General features: G+C 53.7%; 11 protein-coding genes. 8 read left to right on the top strand and 3 right to left on the bottom strand.

Going from position 1 to position 17,522, the window contains the following annotated elements; all coding sequences use genetic code 11:
- The first annotated feature begins 41 nt into the window (after positions 1-41).
- The gene (locus tag NQU17_00285; protein ID UUM12035.1) at positions 42-1,523 is read left to right on the top strand and encodes an MFS transporter; all 1,482 of its coding nucleotides are present in this window, start codon (positions 42-44) and stop codon (positions 1,521-1,523) included.
- Positions 1,524-2,028: 505 nt separating this feature from the next.
- Positions 2,029-3,015, top strand: coding sequence for a D-cysteine desulfhydrase family protein (locus NQU17_00290; GenBank protein ID UUM12036.1), 987 nt, complete (start codon positions 2,029-2,031; stop codon positions 3,013-3,015).
- 201 nt (positions 3,016-3,216) lie between these two features.
- On the opposite strand, the gene NQU17_00295 is transcribed toward NQU17_00290, so the two are convergent.
- Positions 3,217-3,792 (bottom strand): hypothetical protein, encoded by a 576-nt coding sequence (locus NQU17_00295; protein UUM12037.1) that lies wholly within the window; start codon positions 3,790-3,792, stop codon positions 3,217-3,219.
- 1,121 nt (positions 3,793-4,913) lie between these two features.
- Positions 4,914-6,287 (bottom strand): ISLre2 family transposase, encoded by a 1,374-nt coding sequence (locus NQU17_00300; protein UUM12038.1) that lies wholly within the window; start codon positions 6,285-6,287, stop codon positions 4,914-4,916.
- A gap of 328 nt (positions 6,288-6,615) precedes the next feature.
- Here NQU17_00300 and rapZ point away from each other — a divergent pair, with 328 nt between their 5' ends.
- The 5 genes from rapZ (at position 6,616) to NQU17_00325 (ending at position 11,857) form a co-directional block, all read left to right on the top strand.
- Positions 6,616-7,494, top strand: a complete 879-nt coding sequence (gene rapZ, locus NQU17_00305; GenBank protein ID UUM12039.1) for an RNase adapter RapZ — start codon at positions 6,616-6,618, stop codon at positions 7,492-7,494.
- 12 nt (positions 7,495-7,506) lie between these two features.
- Positions 7,507-8,910 carry a YvcK family protein gene (locus NQU17_00310; protein UUM12040.1) on the top strand — a complete coding sequence of 468 codons (1,404 nt, stop codon included), beginning with the start codon at positions 7,507-7,509 and terminating at the stop codon, positions 8,908-8,910.
- 362 nt (positions 8,911-9,272) lie between these two features.
- The gene (gene whiA, locus NQU17_00315) at positions 9,273-10,217 is read left to right on the top strand and encodes a DNA-binding protein WhiA (protein ID UUM12041.1); all 945 of its coding nucleotides are present in this window, start codon (positions 9,273-9,275) and stop codon (positions 10,215-10,217) included.
- A gap of 28 nt (positions 10,218-10,245) precedes the next feature.
- Positions 10,246-11,532 carry a DRTGG domain-containing protein gene (locus tag NQU17_00320; protein ID UUM12042.1) on the top strand — a complete coding sequence of 429 codons (1,287 nt, stop codon included), beginning with the start codon at positions 10,246-10,248 and terminating at the stop codon, positions 11,530-11,532.
- 40 nt (positions 11,533-11,572) lie between these two features.
- Positions 11,573-11,857 carry a Dabb family protein gene (locus tag NQU17_00325; protein UUM12043.1) on the top strand — a complete coding sequence of 95 codons (285 nt, stop codon included), beginning with the start codon at positions 11,573-11,575 and terminating at the stop codon, positions 11,855-11,857.
- 229 nt (positions 11,858-12,086) lie between these two features.
- Here the strand turns inward: NQU17_00325 and NQU17_00330 are convergent, their stop codons facing one another.
- On the bottom strand, positions 12,087-12,554 hold the full coding sequence (locus NQU17_00330) for a hypothetical protein (GenBank protein UUM12044.1): 468 nt from the start codon (positions 12,552-12,554) through the stop codon (positions 12,087-12,089).
- Between the two features lie 522 nt (positions 12,555-13,076).
- Here NQU17_00330 and NQU17_00335 point away from each other — a divergent pair.
- Positions 13,077-17,003: a DNA polymerase III subunit alpha gene (locus NQU17_00335; protein ID UUM12045.1), complete on the top strand. Its 3,927-nt coding sequence runs from the start codon at positions 13,077-13,079 to the stop codon at positions 17,001-17,003.
- The last annotated feature ends 519 nt before the right edge of the window (positions 17,004-17,522 follow it).

A 17,522-nucleotide genomic window follows, 5' to 3' on the forward strand; every position in this document is an offset into this window, starting at 1 on the left:
GCACCATTTGAAATCCAATCAAGAAAGATAGGGAGATGCACATGAAGCAAAATAAAACCTCAGCCCGGGAATACCGGGGCACGAATCAGCTGCTCATCGGAATCGTGCTGGCTGTTCTCACGTTTTCTCTGTTTGCTCAGACCACTCTGAACATTGCGCCCACGATGCGGGCCGACCTTGGCATCGATATGACCAGCAGCAACCTGGCGGTGAGCATCACCGCGCTGTTCTCCGGCATGTTTATCGTCGTCCTGGGCGGCATCAGTGATCGGATCGGCCGGGTCCGGATCATCCGGATCGGACTGACGCTGAGCATCATTGGATCGGCCCTCATCGCGCTGTCACCCACCGGAACCGCCGCTTTCCTCATTCTTGGCCGAGTCATTCAGGGACTGTCGGCTGCCTGCATCATGCCCAGCACGCTGGCTCTGATCAAGACTTACTACCAGGGAGCCGACCGGCAGCGAGCCATCAGCTACTTCTCCATGGGCTCCTGGGGCGGTTCCGGACTGACCTCGCTCTTTGGCGGTCTTCTGGCGACCACCATCGGCTGGCGCTGGATCTTCTGGATCTCCGTCGCGGCGGCCCTTTTGAGCCTGACACTGATCCAGGGCACTCCGGAAAGCAGGCAGGCGTCTTCCGGATCAGCCCGGGGATATGATGTGCCGGGGATTCTGACCTTCATGCTGGGGATGGTGGCACTGAACCTGGTCATCGGCCAGGGCGCCAGTCTGGGCTGGACCAGCACGGCAGTAATCGGACTGGCCGTGGTCGCCGTTGCTGCCCTGGGTGCGTTCTTCATCATCGAGCGCAAAGCATCGGTGCCCTTCATCGATTTTGGGCTGTTCCGCAACCGGATGTACCGGGGAGCAACCCTGTCCAATTTCCTGCTCAACTCCGCCGCCGGTACCCTCATGGTCACCCTGTCCCTCGTACAGATCGGAGCCGGAATGACTTCGTTCGAAGCGGGCCTTCTGACCATCGGCTATCTGATCGCGATTCTGATCACCATCCGAATCGGTGAGAAGCTGCTTCAGAAATGGGGACCCCGCCGTCCCATGCTCCTGGGCAGCGCCATCACCGGCCTGGGCATTCTGCTGCTGACCTTCACCTTTCTCCTGGCCAGTCAGTATCGGATCGTCGCCACCATCGGCTTCACCCTGTTCGGCACCGGTCTGGGTTTCTATGCCACCCCCTCGACGGATGCGGCGCTGTCCACCGTGCCGGCTGAGCAGGCTGGATCCGCAGCCGGAATCTATAAAATGTCTTCTTCCCTGGGCGCGGCGCTTGGCATCGCCATCTCCGCCGCTCTCTTTACCGGTCTGACCAATGGAGACATAGTTTTTGCCGAAGGACTCTTCCTCGGCCGGGTTGACAACATTGTAGTTCGATTTGCCGCCGCCATCGCGCTGCTGTTCAACCTGATCATGGTTCTGCTGGCCATCTCATCGATTCTTCTGACCATCCCGGCATCCGGAACAGCAGATGCAACGGAAGCGACGGCTCAGGTGAAAAAACAGTAAGCCCTCATCATAAACGGCATCTGGGAAAAACGCAGAGGCAGTCGATGCCCCTGAGAAATCCAGCACCTACGAAGTCCATGAAATCACCCAAGACCCGAAAGACCGGCGCTACATTGCGCCGGACTTCCGGGTCTTTTTCGGTTCGGACTGCTAAAATCCGGCGCAGACAACCCTGAACCCGATTCTGTCGGCCAGTGTTCAGCGCTCGACATGTGCTCTGTATTGTGGGTTATAATGATGTTGTATGAATGACAGCAATGACAGATCTGACAGTAATGACCTGAAAGACTGAGATGGTCTGATGGACGAAAAAAAGAGCAGTCGGGGAAACTGCTCTCAGGGGAAATGTACTAATCGTGTAAGGGGGAAATATGAAAATATCGGTTGTGCGAACTGCTATTTTCTGTACTTCTAATATACCATGGCCTGGATTTTATTGATAGTCATTATCATTAACGTGTCGTGAACAAAGCGTTAGAATTTCGTGACGAAAGAAGGAGAGAGCATGAAGGATATTACACAAGCTCGGCTGAAGTTGGCGAATCTGCCCACCCGGATCGATCCTCTGGAGAATACTTCCCAGTGGCTGGGGCGCAATCTGTGGATCAAACGGGATGATCAGACGGGGCTGGAGCTGTCCGGCAACAAGGTCCGCAAGCTGGAATTTGCCCTGGCCGAAGCACTGGCGCAAGGAGCCGATACCATTGTCACCACGGGCGGCATTCAGTCCAACCATGCCCGGGCAACAGCGGCAGCCTGCGTCCGACTGGGGCTGGAATGTCACTTGATCCTGGCAGCGGATGAGAAGCAGCCGCTGGATGGCAACTATCTGCTGGATGATCTTCTGGGAGCCAGGATTCGGTTTGTGTCCGCCAGGGACTACGCCGAGCGGCTGTCGGAGATCATGGAGCAGGCAAAGGCCGCTCTGATCGCGCAGGGCCGGACACCCTACCTGATTCCGGTCGGTGCGTCCAATGGCATCGGTACCTTTGGCTACTATGCTGCCTGGCAGGAAATTATGGAGCAGGAAAAAACCCTGGGCATTACCTTTGACCATGTGGTCTGCGCCGTCGGATCCGGCGGGACCTGTGCCGGACTGATGCTGGGGAATGCGGCACTGGGTTCAGGCCGGCAGGTGACCGGTATACCCATTGCCGGGGATGCGGCCTATTTCCGGGACCGGATTCTGGCCATCACCCAGGAATTTTCCGGGTATCAGGGACCCATTGATTTGCCGGCAGAACAGATCCGGCTCATTGACGGTTATGTCGGACGGGGTTATGCGCTGTCCACTGCCGAGGAGCTGGAGTTTCTCCGCACCTTCGGCCGGACAGAAGGCATTGTACTGGATCCGGTCTACACCGGAAAAGCCATGCGCGGCCTGCTGACCGAACTGGAGAAGGACAGCCACTGGTTCCAGGGAGCCGAAAACATTCTGTTCATCCATACCGGCGGACTGTTCGGACTCTTCCCCAAGCGCTTTCAGTTCTAGGACCCTGCTCCCGTTCCCTTGGCGGAGGACTTGCCGCCAGGAAGCTGCAAAAAACCGGACAGCCGATCCTGCGGGATCGGCTGTCCGGTTTTGCGCATTGAACATTTAACAGTGAATGTTGAGCGGTTGAGCAGCTGTGATCCCGAACCGCCGGTGATGGCACGACGGGCTTGTGGCCACAGGGTTCCGAGCCAGATGTGACTAATCCAGTGAGGAAAGCTTCAGGGTGCCCAGGAGCCGCTTGAACTCATCCTCTTCGATGCCGGAGGCGAACACGTGGATGAACCACTGACCTTCCAGGGTATAAGCTTCCCGTTCCTGGTCGGGATTGTATTCCGCCAGAATATAGAAGCTGCGGCCGACAATGGTGGTGTTATGGAAGTAAGTTTCCTGGATGTGTTCTTCCAGGAGAGAAGTGGGCTCTTCGGTAAAGAAACCATAGACCCGGATGGTACGCTTCGCCAGCTCATCCTGATATTCCACCAGGACTTCATCGGGATTGGCCCGATAGGCCGGCTTCAGTCCGTCGGGAACCGGGCTCAGGATCGGAACGGCATTGATTTCGCCCAGGTTGGGATCCTGATCCAGCCGGGCTTTTTTCATGGCCGGCAGGTTATCATAGGGAAACATGCCTTCAGGGACTGTGGATGTCCTCAGATTGGTGGCGATGGGAGCCGAGGTGTAGATCTGCGGCTTGAGTTCGGGCTTGCTCCGGCTGGCGCACCCTGTGAGGGTGAGCAGCAGCAGCGGTATAACAAGGAGTCGGTTTCGAAACATGGGAAGTCCTCCGAAGTCTTAACTTAAGTATTCCAGGCAATGTCTATTTCCTTTTCATTCTATAATGAAGCAGGAGTTTCTGCCAGTAGAAAGAAACTTGTGTAGCCAATTCATTCTGAGTTAGATCAGGTGATTCGCTAACTCGTTCACACCAATTAAAATAGTTTTATTTCGCTATCAATAATAATCTTTTCGGCTCAATCACTTTTTATGTGGGATTATGATTTTCCCTGTTTACACGGAGAGGTCGACGTGGTAGCCTGACTGGCCGACTAGCCCAGCATTTATGCAGCCTAGCGGCAAGGCTGGCGGAACCACGCCGACAGAGGCTCCATGTCAACTTGGGAAAATCCCACAGTTTTTGTGATTTACCCATCATTTCAGAGAAAAAACAATCTCGATATCTTATTGGGTGTGATAAAAAACTCTTAGATTTTAAGAAACTTCCTGTTCACGTAACCTAATTTAAACATTCTTGTGATTGGGAATAGAAAAGCAGCCGGATGCCATCGGGTCAAGCTGGAGCTCCAGTTGATGGTAACTAAGATGAAAACAAACTTGGAAGCTTACAAGTATAACAATCATACTGGTTATTTGGGCAGCTATTCTTACACTGGATATAAAATAATAATATTCCAACTCTATTAACGGAGTTGGAATATTATTTTGCATAAAATTTAGCGATTGTGATGTGATTTCAATTTTATACCTTTATAAACATTTCTCAAATGCAGCAAATGATTATTTGTACTAGTTACTTATTCGAATCTAAATCAATAATATTACCTTCTAGTTTTTTTAATTTTAAAATAACCAATAGTGAAATAGCTGAGTATACTACAACAGGAGCAAATCCTCCTTGCCATGCTGAAATTGCTATAAATATCGTTCCAATCGATAAATAGTTTTTTATAATTCTTGTGACTTTATATTTTTTAATAAGAATCCCCTCCCAATATTTTCAGAGTATGAGAACTTCCTAGAAGGGAGTTCTGCCACTTTATTATTTTACAGTCACTATGTCATAGTGCCAACCATCCAAGACAAAATTGATAGTGTCAACTTACTTTCGGTTCAAAAATTGAATAGGCCTGCCGTGCGGATTCCAGGTAGCCCGGGTTTTACGATTTATACCACCCAAAATGAGGCGTTGCATAGCTGATTGAACCTTGTTTTACTGGGTAGACCCGGCTCTTCTTCACGATCCGTTTTTCCAGCCTCAAAAGTCGGGCTTCCTTCTTCTTTTCTTTCTCTTTGGCAGCGAAGTAGCCCATGAGATCCCCGCCATTGAGGACGAAAACTCGCATGCGCGCTATATTCTCAGCACCTACTGTGCTCCACCCCATCGGGCGTGAAGATAACCGTGAGGAAAGCACATGACTGACATGCCCTTCCGCACTGCAGCCCTGATAGCCCGACTTGGCCGCGTTCTGGATCGATTCCCAGTTGGACACAAGATAGGTTTGCATCTCGCCTAACTTCTTTTCCTGGGTCTTTTTAAGCGGCAATCCCGCTGCTGATTCGAAGAATGTGTTGATGTCCTCAAGGGAGTCCATGCTGATGGCGTCTTTGAGGTACCAGTAATATTCATCCTTTGTCCCTTTGTAGGAATCAATCGGCGTTGCCGCCTGGCGCAGGGCCTTTTCCAGGTGGAACTTATCCAGATAGAGCTTGCATCGAGGCAGAATCTGGGCACCCATCTTGATCCAGGACGCCCCATCCCCTGATAAGGAGATTTCCTCGATCTTATCCACTTCATAAGCCGAGTTCAGGTAATCGAACACTTCGTACCACAGTTCATCCGAGTTGCCCTTGTAGAAGCCTGCAAATCGACGTACACCCATTAAGGCCTTGCGTCTCTTCCCGACACTCTGCTGCCCCTCATGGACGTAGATCAGCCGCATCTGCTGATTGGAACCGTCCTGCATAGCTACATGATCCTCATCGGCCTCAATATAGATCCGAGATGCCACTTTTTTCTGAGGCAGGGGTCCCTCAGAAGACTCAATGTTCCCCAGTCGATGGACCAGATTCATTACCGTAGTGCGGCTGGTAATTCCGCTGCTTGCATAGCGCTCCACCGTCCCCTGGTAAGAAATATCTTTAGCACTGGAGAGAAGACACGAGGCTAGTTCCCGGCTGATTCTCTGATGGGGCTCAAGGCCCAGAAGACGATCCACCAGACACACATGGTGATTGGTCTTTTTATCCCGAAAGTACGTCCGGCCAAAGACCACAGGTCCGGCTGTAGTAGCGATGGTTTTTGTTTGATAGCGCCGTTCGATGGTGTAGTCTTTTTTCCGTAACTGTGAGTTCCTCAGGCGCTCATCGAGTACCTGAACATAATCCTGGATCTGCTCACGGGCAATCCGATCCGTCAGCTCGTGAGTCTCCTGGACCACCTGATCCATGGTGAGGGTACCGCTTGCCATTCTTGAATCAAAACCTTGTCTGAGAGAGGTGAACATTGAGTTGAAATCTGTTAAGATAGGCATGAGAATAAGTCCTTTCGTGTAGTTTGTTTTTGGTTGTTACTAACATTCTAGCACTTGGGCTTATTCTCTTTCATTTTCGACCTACAGTAACTTTACACTAACGACAAAATTAAAGGTCCAGCTTCCACTTGGAGGCTTGGAGACGGCCAGAGATTGTATCCTACAACCACCAGCGTTCAACGTTCAGCCTGGAGATGGAAAAAACTGACAAAATCTGAATTTCAGAGTGTACCATGCCAGATCCTCAGGACTATTGCCGGATGCCCGCAAATCAGCGGTCTCTTCTTCTGATATAATGAAGGGAGAAAAATCATGGGAGGTAAACCGAATGAAAATCGTCATCATCACCGGAATGTCCGGTGCAGGAAAAAGCCAGGCTGTCAAGGTATTTGAGGACCTGGGCTATTATGTGGTGGACAACCTGCCTCCCAATCTGCTGGGAAAGTTCATCGATGTCCTGACTTCGGCTGAGGGTAAAATCACGGATGCGGCACTGGTGATGGACATCCGGTCCGGCCAGTTTTTCCATGGCATCGATGAATCCATCGATGATCTGGCAGCCAAGAACATCGCCTTTGAGATTCTGTTCCTGGACGCCGAAGATGAAGAGATCGTCACTCGCTTCAAGGAAACCCGGCGGGTGCACCCGCTCTCTTCCCGGGAGCGTCTGCTCAACGGCATTCAGAAGGAACGGGAAATTCTGCAGCCCATCAAGGACCGGGCGGATTTCATCATTGATACCACCGGCCTGCCCCTGCGCAAATTCCAGGAGAAGATCAAGAACCGCTATGTTATGCAGGAGGCTTCGGAAAGCCTCAATATCAACGTGGTATCCTTCGGCTTCAAGTACGGCGTGCCGGTGGATGCCGACCTGATCTTTGACGTGCGCTTTATCGAAAATCCATTTTACATTGATGAACTGCGTCCGCTGTCGGGACAGGATGAGCCCGTGCGCCAGTTTGTCCTGGGCAATGATGTGACAAAGGAATTCATGACCAAGGTGCTGGATATGCTGAAGTTCCTGATTCCCCATTATATTCTGGAAGGGAAGAAGCAGCTCATCGTGGGGATCGGCTGTACCGGTGGACGCCATCGCAGCGTCGCCATCACCGAAGAAATCACGCGCCAGCTGCGCTATCAGGGTTTCCATGCTGCCTCGTTCCATCGCGACTCGGAGGAAGACGTGGCCCGTAAACACCGGCTGTAAGAGGTGAACAACTTGATCATCAAAACATTGAAGGACCTGACCCGGTTCGGCATGGGGCTGAAGCGCTGGGTGCTGTTTGCCACCCTTGGCTTCCTGCTTGTGATTCTGGGGATCACGGAGATCCTGGACAACCGCTTTTTTTCCAGAAGCTACATGATCTACTTTGGCTTTCTGATTTTCTCGGGTCTTCTGATCATCTATATCAGCGTGAATGAGGGGATGAAAAACTTCGTCAAGCTGGTGCGGGAGGGCATGTTCCATGTCAATCTGGATTCCCGGGAAATCAACAACCTGTTCTATGAGAAGAAAATGCAGACGAAAGGTCCGAAGATTGTGGCCATTGGCGGGGGAACCGGCCTGTCCACAATGCTCCGCGGCCTGAAATACTATACCAGCAATCTGACCGCCATCGTCACCGTCGGCGACGACGGCGGGGGGTCGGGGACGCTGCGCACCGAAATGGGCATGCTGCCTCCGGGCGACATCCGCAACTGCCTGGTGGCGCTGGCCAACACCGACTCAGTCATGGAAGAACTGCTGCAGTACCGCTTCCAGGAAGGAACCCTGAAGGGGCAGAGCTTCGGCAACCTGTTTCTGGCAGCCATGAACGGCATGTCCGAGGACTTCGAGGACGCGGTCGGCAAGATGTCGGAGGTCCTGGCCATCACCGGCAAGGTGCTGCCGGTGACCTTGGAAGACCTGCGCCTGACTGCCCGCATGACGGACGGCACCATGATTGAGGGCGAATCCAATATCGGTCACGCGGTGACCGCGGACAATCCCATTGACCGTCTGTCCATCCACCCGGAAGATGCCAGGACTCCCCAGAGCGTAGTTTCCGCCATCCGGGAGGCGCAGGCCATCATTCTGGGACCCGGTTCGCTCTTTACCAGCGTCATGCCCAATCTGCTGATCCGGGAAGTGGCCCGGGCGATCCGGGAATCGGATGCCATTGTGTTCTATGTCAGCAACATCATGACACAGCCCGGAGAGACCGACGGACTGACGGTGGCAGATCACCTGAAGAAGATTCTGGAGCATTCCGACATCGGAACCATCGACTATGTGGTGGTCAACAATCAGCCCCTGTCAGATGCTGTTGCGATCAAAAACTATATGGACAGCGGCGCCAAGGAAGTTACCCTGAATCGCGGGGAAGTGGAGGCGTTGGGCGTTCAAATCGTAGAAGCCGATCTCCTCAAGGTGATTGGCCGTCAGATTCGGCATGATCCCCAAAAACTGGCCAATACCCTGTTCCACACCATCATGCAGGACAATGAGCTGAAGCATTCCCTCACGGCCCTGGGCTATCTGCTGGCCAATGAGAAGAAGCTCCTGGAAGAGGAAATGGTGAAAGCCGAAGCCCGCAAGATCGTCCGGCTGCAGAGTGATGATCATGCCGAATCCAGGGAATAGATTCGAACGTTAAATTGAATCAATCCACCGCAAAGGCAGGCCGCCCGGCTTGCCTTTGCTCTATTGGGGCACTGCTTTCTGATGTACAGGGATTCTGTGCCATTCTGTTTGTGCGCCAGCCATTGCCGGAGCAACGGCCTGAGCGGCAAGGCCGACGGGTGTACTATTTTCGGGCCGAACATGGAAAAATGAAGCCAGGGGCTGTGAATGCATCTGTTTTTTTGCGAAATGCTTGAAGTTTTTGTGACACAGCACCCGCATTATTTGCTAAAAAAAGCACAAAATCTGTTATAATTGTGGTGAGTCTGTATTATTCGGAATCAGCGCAAGCTGTAACAATTCCAAAGGAAGGAGAGAAGCGAATGTCCTATTCGGCGAAAGTCAAATCAGAAATCATCCAGCAGCTGGATATGGCCCGGCCGGAATTCATGGCCCTGTTGTCTGCCGTGATGAAAGTATCCGGCACGATGTCGCTTCTGCCGGGGAAGGGAATCGGTTTCCGCATTGCGACGGAGAATGCCGGTACTGCCCGGTTTTTAACCCGGCAGCTGAAAGTACTGGTGGATCCGGCCGTTCAGGTCATGGTCAGCCGGGGGGCGACCATGAAAAAGAAAAACCTCTATTTCATCAGCTTTGATGAGGTGAAGGATCTGAAGGAACTGCTGTTTGAAACCGGCATCCTGTCCACACAGGGCCAGCATTTGATGATCGATGATTCCATTCCGGCACGCTGGATCCGCACCGATACCCTGAAGCGGGCCTATTTGAGAGGCGCGTTCCTAGGTTCCGGTTCCATCTCCAATCCGGAGAAACAGTACCATCTGGAATTTGTCACCCATTCGGAGCACTACGGCAGTGAGCTGGTCCGCCTTCTGGCTTCCTATGACCTGACCGCCAAAGTGATCAGCCGCAAGGGCAGCTACGTGGTCTATCTCAAGGAAGGCGAACAGATCGTGGATCTGCTCAATGTCATGGGCGCCCATCAAGCGCTGCTGGAAACGGAGAACATCCGGATCATGAAGGGGATGCGCAACAACGTCAACCGTCTGGTGAACTGCGAGACAGCCAATCTGAGCAAGACGGTGAATGCCGCGGTGCGGCAGATGGATGCCATTCGGCTGATCCAGCGCACCATCGGACTGGACCGGCTGCCGGATATTCTGCGCCAGGTCGCGGAGCTGCGGGTCAATTATCCCGATGCCACATTGCAGGAACTGGGTGAAATGATGGAACCGCCGGTGGGGAAATCCGGCGTCAATCATCGCCTGAGAAAAATAGAAACCATCGCTCAAGAGATCGAAGGGTAAGAGGAAATCGAAAGGATAGGGGAAATCAATGGCAAAAGTTCATCTCGTGGTGAATCATATTAAGAACCTGGAGATCGGTCGAAAGATCTCGGTTCGTTCCATCGCTTCGGAGCTGGGGATCTCCGAAGGAACGGCCTACAAGGCCATCAAGGAATGCGAAGAGGAAGGCTACCTCAAGACCCTGCCCCGGGCGGGCACCGTCCGGGTGGAATCGCCCAAGGAAAAGAAGATCAAGAATCTGACCTACGAAGAAGTTCTCAAGATCGTGGACGGCGAGCTCCTGGGGGGAGAAGCCGGCATTGAAAAGCCGATCTATAAGTTCGTCATCGGAGCCATGGAGCTCGACGCGATGAAAAAATACATCACACCTGGTGGCATCCTGATTGTGGGTAACCGCGAAGCGGCGCAGAATATGGCCCTGAAGAACGAAAACGGTGTCCTGATCTCCGGCGGCTTCGGCTGCACCGAGAAGATCCGGGAAATGGCAGACCGTCTGTCCATTCCGGTCATTTCTTCCAGCTATGATACCTATACCATCGCCGCACTGATCAACAAGGCTCTGTCCCAGAACCTGATCCGGCAGCGCATTCTCTATGTGTCCGACATCATGAAGACCGCGCCGGTCTCCCTCAATGACTACGAGACAGTGAACGACTGGAAGCGCCGGGCGGAAGAAACCGGCTTTGACCGGTTCCCGGTGGTGGATGAAAAGGGCAAAGTGGTGGGAATGATTACTCCCCGCGATGTCCTGGGAAAGGACGGCGCGGAACCCCTGAGCAAGTACATGAAAAAGCCGGTTCAGGTCAATCCCAGAACGACGGTGGCCTATGCCGCCCATATCATGGAATGGGAAGATGTGGAACAGATTCCGGTCACCGAAGGGGACAAATTCCTGGGCATCATCTCCCGGGGCGACGTGCTCAAGGGGCTGAAGGAACGCTGGATGTCCCACAAGACCGTGGAATCCCTGGAGGACCGCATCATCGAGCACTTCAGCTATGAGGAAAAGAACGGCAAGTTCATCTTCTCCGGCCGGGTCACCGGCGAAATGCTGGATCCCCTGGGGACCCTGTCCCGCAGTCTGCTATCCATGATCATGGTCAAATGTTCCTCCATCATCCTGAAGAACCGCAATCTCTACACCGAGATCGACAACATCAGCATGAACATCATCAAACCAATTCAGCCTGAGCATTATTTCAGCGTCGAGCTGGAGCTGGTCTTTACCTCCAAAAGCCATTCCAAGGTGGAGGTCCGCGTCATGAACAGCGACAGTGAGTGCGTCGCCCTGGGCATGGTATCAGCCGTCCACTAAACCCTTGTCGAACCAAATCCATCCTGCAGGAGGAAATGCTATGTTTACTCATGTCGTCATGATGAATGTCAAGGACCGCCAGGATATCCCGCGCCTGGCTGAAATTCTGCGCTCCATGGAGGGCCGGATTCCGGAACTGCGGGACATTGAAGTCGGAATCAATGAAGTCGAATCCGACCGAAATTTCGATGTCATCCTCATCACCCGGTTTGATTCCCGGGAAGAAATGGAAGCCTACCAGATCTGTGACTATCACCAGAACCAGGTTCTGGCACACATCCGGCCCCTGCTGGCCAAATCAGCCGCTGCCGATTTTACCAGCTGATCGGAGATCAGCCCGCGTCCTTACCTGAGACAAAACAACAGGCATCCGTTGATCAATCGTGACCCAAAAACAGATACGCGAGGATTATTGAACTTTGTGGTGATTTGAGGAATTCGGTTGAAATTTCGATGTCATCCTCATAAAACAGCTCATTCAAAAAAGTCCCGGACAATGTCCAGGACTTTTCTTAATCTTCCCATTTCTCGGGGATCTGAATTGTCTGAGTGTCTTAGGAATCGTCTTTCTCAAACTTTCCGAGGATATGCGGCTTGCCCGCGTTAATTCCGATTTCACCCGCGATCATTTTCCTGCCCTTATTTTTCGACTCCTCGTGTGCGGCAATGAGCTTTCGTCCGCGTTGGGTGCACTTTGCCTGTGCCAGAGCCTTTTCAATGGGCTCCGTTTCGCTGAATCCGGAAATAAAGAGCTGATCCGACAGATAGCGGTAGCCCAGGACCACCTCGATTTCTGGATAACCGATCCGACGGACATTCACAGCGGCTCCGTCAGCCTGGAGCAGGATGCTCTCGAGCAGCAGCACCAGCCCGTGTCTGGTTAAAGGCGGTGCCGGCGCGTTCTGTGGAATGTCCCAGAACCTGCCTTTTTTCTCCGCGCTCGGAACAATGCCTTCCTGGCAGTACGTTCGAACGACCTTCTCGCTTCGTCCCCAGCGTCTGGCGGTATCTTTCACGTTCATTTTTTATCACCCCGGTCAATGAGATGGATTCGATGGTCTTCATTCTGCTTATTCTCAGATCATTCTCAAATCATTCGCAGATCATTTTCGGATCATACTCGGATCAATTTCGGATCATACTCGGATCATTCTTTTTCCGCTTAATATTAAGTTCAGAGGAAACAACAAGACATGCTTTGGGTACTTTTTTTCTTTGAATTCCATCGCCGCAGCGATTCCTGATATTCATATCTTACCATGTTGCGCAGACAGGAGGTACATTTGGGAATCCAGATTGGTCCTGGTGCAGGAGGATTTCAAACCGAGAATACAGACTTCAAGCTCTGGCATTCTCAAGGAGAGGTCGGGATCCGCAGTCGGGGGAGGAAAAGCTGGCGATACCTTCCAGGACGAGTCGTGTCTGCTGCTTTTCGGACTGAAATCGGAAGGTTTTCCCCTTGGGCGGGAATGATGGTAAAATAGTAGGACAAGACGTGACTTCCCCGTCCGACCACGCAACCGGGTTGCGAGAAAGAGACTGATATGACTGAGATTCTGAATAACCAACAACCAACTGAAAAACAATATCCCTTTGTGCATCTGCACGCCCATACCGAGTTTTCTTTGCTCGACGGCTCGGGAAAGATTCCGGAAATGGTGGCCCGGGCCAGGGAACTGGGCATGCCGGCGCTGGCCATCACCGACCATGGAACCATGTACGGTACGGTGGAGTTCTACAAGGCCTGTCAGCGGGAAGGCATCCGGCCCATCATCGGTTCGGAAATCTATGTCTGTTCAGGCAATATGGAGGATCGCACCCTGGCCAACAACACCATTCATCATCTGGTGCTTTTGGTCAAGAACGAAACGGGCTACCAGAATCTGATGCGCATTGTCAGTGAGGCCTCGATCCGGGGCTTCTACTATAAGCCCCGGGTGGACCACGCCTTTCTAGCCCGTCACAGTGAGGGCCTGATTGCCCTGTCTGCCTGCCTGGGCGGTGAGGTTCAGGAGAATCTGAATCACGGCTTCCCGGAGAAGGCCCGCGCCGCGGCAATCTTCTACCGGGATGCGTTCCGGGACGGCTTCTATCTGGAGCTGCAGGACCACGGCCTGGCCGAGCAGAAAAAGGTAAATGCCCTGAACATCGAACTGGCCCGCGAACTGGACATCCCGCTGGTGGCTACCAACGACGTGCACTATCTGGCCCGGGATGACCATCGCAGCCATGATGTCCTCTTGTGCATTCAGACCGCGGCCGCCGTGGATGAGTCGGACCGGATGAAGTATCCGTCGCCGGAGTTCTATCTCAAGAGTCCGCAGCAGATGTGGGAGCTGTTTGCCCATGTGCCCGAAGCGTTGGAAAATACGGTGAAGATCGCCCAGCAGTGTCAGTTTGACTACCAGTTCCATGTGTCCCGGCTTCCGGCCTTTGACCTGCCGGAGGGGACGGACCATGCCCGGTATCTCAAGCAGCGCTGCTATGAGGGCCTGACCCGCAAGTATCCGGTGTTTGCCGAGTTCCGGGATCTGCCGATGTCGGAAGCGGTCATGGCCCGGATGGATGCCCTGGATTCGGGCAACAGCCGGATTCTGATTGAGCGGCTGGCCTATGAGCTGGGGATTCTCGAGCGGATGGGCTATGTCGACTATTTCCTGATTGTCTGGGATTTCATCAAATTTGCCGATGACCACGGCATCGCCACCGGCGCCGGCCGGGGCTCGGCCGCCGCGTCCATCATCGCCTATACCCTGAATATTACCAAGATCGATCCGATCCGGTACAATCTCATCTTTGAACGCTTTCTGAACCCGGAGCGGATCTCCATGCCCGATATTGACTCGGACTTCTGCTATGAACGGCGCCAGGAAGTCATTGACTACGTGGTGGACAAGTACGGCAAGGACAACGTGGCCCAAATTATAACCTTTGGGACCATGGCGGCCCGGGCCTGCATCCGGGATGTCGGCCGCGCCATGATGTATCCCTACGGCGAGGTGGACCAGATTGCCAAGATGATCCCCACCGTTCTGGGCATTACCATTGAGAAGGCGCTGGAGATGAATCCGGAGCTTAAGAATGCCTATGAGACCGACCCCCGGGTGACGGAGCTGATCAACATTGCCCTGCGCCTGGAAGGCCTGCCGCGCCATTCCTCCACTCATGCCGCCGGCGTCGTGATTTCCGGCCGCCCCCTGGTGGAGTATGTCCCGCTGCAGCGCAACGAGGAAGCCATTGTCACCCAGTTCCCCATGGGCACCCTGGAGGAACTGGGACTGCTCAAGATGGACTTTCTGGGGCTGCGCACCCTCACCGTCATGCAGGATGCCGTGACCATGATCCGGCAAAACCGCGGCATCCAGGTCCAGGTCGATGCGCTGCCCTTTGACGATCCCAAGGTCTATGACATGATCGGGGAAGGTCGGACGGTCGGAGTATTCCAGCTGGAATCTGCCGGCATGACTTCCTTTATGAAAGAACTCAAGCCGGAGAGCCTGGAGGACATCATCGCCGGAATATCCCTGTACCGGCCGGGTCCGATGTCTGAAATTCCGCGCTACATCGAGAGCAAGAAGAATCCGGATAAGGTCAGCTACCTGACGCCGGAGCTGGAGCATATCCTCGATGTCACCTACGGCGTCATGGTCTACCAGGAACAGGTCATGCAGATCGTTCAGGATCTGGCCGGCTATTCGCTGGGCCGGGCGGATCTGGTGCGCCGGGCCATGAGCAAGAAGAAGCACGATGTTATGGAACAGGAGCGCAAGAACTTCATTGAGGGCATTGTGGAAGACGGCCGGGTGATTGTACCGGGAACCCGGCGCAACGGCATTTCCGACGAGGCCGCACAGAAGATCTTTGATCAGATGTCCTACTTCGCCTCCTATGCCTTCAACAAAGCTCATGCCGCCGCCTATGCCGTCATCGGCTACCAGACGGCCTACCTGATGCGCTACTACCCGGTGGAATTCATCGCCGCCATGCTCAATTCCTTCATCGGCTCGGCGGAAAAGGCCAGCTTCTATATCCGCTACGCCAAGTCCATCGGCATCGAGCTGCTGCCGCCGGACATCAACGAGTCCGGTGCCCGCTTCACCGTCAGCGGCAATAAAATCCGTTTCGGTCTGGCCGGAATCAAGAACCTTGGATTTTCCGTCATTGAGTCCATCATCCAGACCCGGGAGAAGAAGGGGCAGTTTACTTCCTTCCATGATTTTATGAGCAAGCTGGATGAAGCCGGCTTGAACAAGCGGGCCTGCGAGTGCATGATCAAAGCCGGGGCGTTCGATTCCATGGGAGTAGAGCGGTCCCGCCTGCTGGCCGTCTATGAGCGGATTCTGGAGAGCTTCTCCAGTGAGCGTCGGCGGCTGATCAAGGGCCAGATGTCCTTCTTCGGCTCCGAAGCCGGGGACGGCACCGAAGACATCGACGGCTTTGCCATCAACCTGCCTCAGATTGAGGAGTTCCCGCTCAAGGACCGGCTGTTCATGGAAAAGGAAATGACCGGTCTCTATCTGTCCGGTCATCCCCTGGATGAATACGCGGCGGAGCTGGATGCCCTGTGCACCATCTTCGTCCAGGACATCATCGCCAATGACCTCCTGGATGATGTCCGGGACGAGGCGGCGCTGCAGGCCGAGAGTCAGATGGCCTCGGACCGGGTGCTGCACGACGGTCAGCGCGTCACCATGGGCGGCATCCTGACTTCCATCACCCGCAAGATCACCCGGAACAATGCCATGATGGCCTTCGCCACCCTGGAGGATCCCACCGGCGAAGTCGAACTGATTGTCTTCCCCAAGACGTATGACCTGCTTAAGAGCTTCCTCCAGGAGGATCTGGTCATTGCCGTCTCCGGCCGGCTCCAGGTCCGGGAAGATGAGAATACTAAGGTCATTGCCGAGGAAATGAGCCTGATCGAGCAGGGCAAGCTGCCTCAGTTCAAGATGCGTCCGGATCTGGACCGGTTCGGCAACGGTCGCAGTCAGCGGCGCACGCCCCCCACGGAGAAACCGGGCAGCCGGCCTTCAGCCGGTTCTCGCCCGACCAATGGCAACTCAGCCAACGGCAGTCCAGGCAACGGCAGATCGGTCAATGAGGGTTCGGCAAAGGGAGAAAGGAGCACCAGCCAGCCGGTGAATGGCCAAGACTTGGCCTCACCGACAGCTTCCGGAGCGGATAGGGCTGGCGTTCAGCCGGGCCGGGTCCGGCCAAGCAAGAAGGAAGGGAAGGAGGGAGCTCAGGGCAAGCTCTATCTGCGCTTCCATGACTTAGCGGAAGCCAGGGCAATCCTGGCCGGATTATCCCCCCTGCTGACAGCCCATCAGGGCTCGACGCCGGTGATTATCTACGCCGCCAGTGAAAAGCAAAGCTATCAGCTGCCCGAGCGGCAGTGCCTGGACCTTGACACCAATATTCTGGAGCTGCTGGAGAAGAAAATCGGCAAGGACAATGTAGTCCTGAAGTAGGACTTACGATGATTATTTCCTGTATTCGAGTTCCCATACCGAAATCGGGCTGGGGACTCGATTTATGTTCAGTCGGTCAACTGAGTCAAAATTATCCTTCATGCTAAAAATATAGGCCTGAAATCAGTAGTCTCAATAACCAATCCCTTCAGGTTGACGTTGATTCCTGTTGCAGGTTGAAGATCATAATAAGCGGGATCGGAATGGCATTTGAACAATAGAAAAGCTCTGATTAACACCAGAGCATAGGGACACCTAAGGTATGATCGGCGGCGTTGGCCGCTTTATTCTTTTTGGAGGGGACAAGGACGAATTTTATTGCGTGATATTGGAAAGATCAAAAGAATATTTTTGCGTGATATGCCATGAAGACGTTTGCCCGCGGATTGTTAACACCTTTGCAGTTGAGATGGGGTCTTCGAATGCGATACAATAAACTTGATATGAGGTAATATCCGGCATAACCATTCAGGAACATCGGGGCGGGAAAACTGCCCGGTGCCGGGGGCCGCCGGCTGA

The organism is Clostridiaceae bacterium HFYG-1003 (assembly GCA_024579835.1).
GTDB lineage: Bacteria > Bacillota > Clostridia > Clostridiales > Clostridiaceae > JG1575.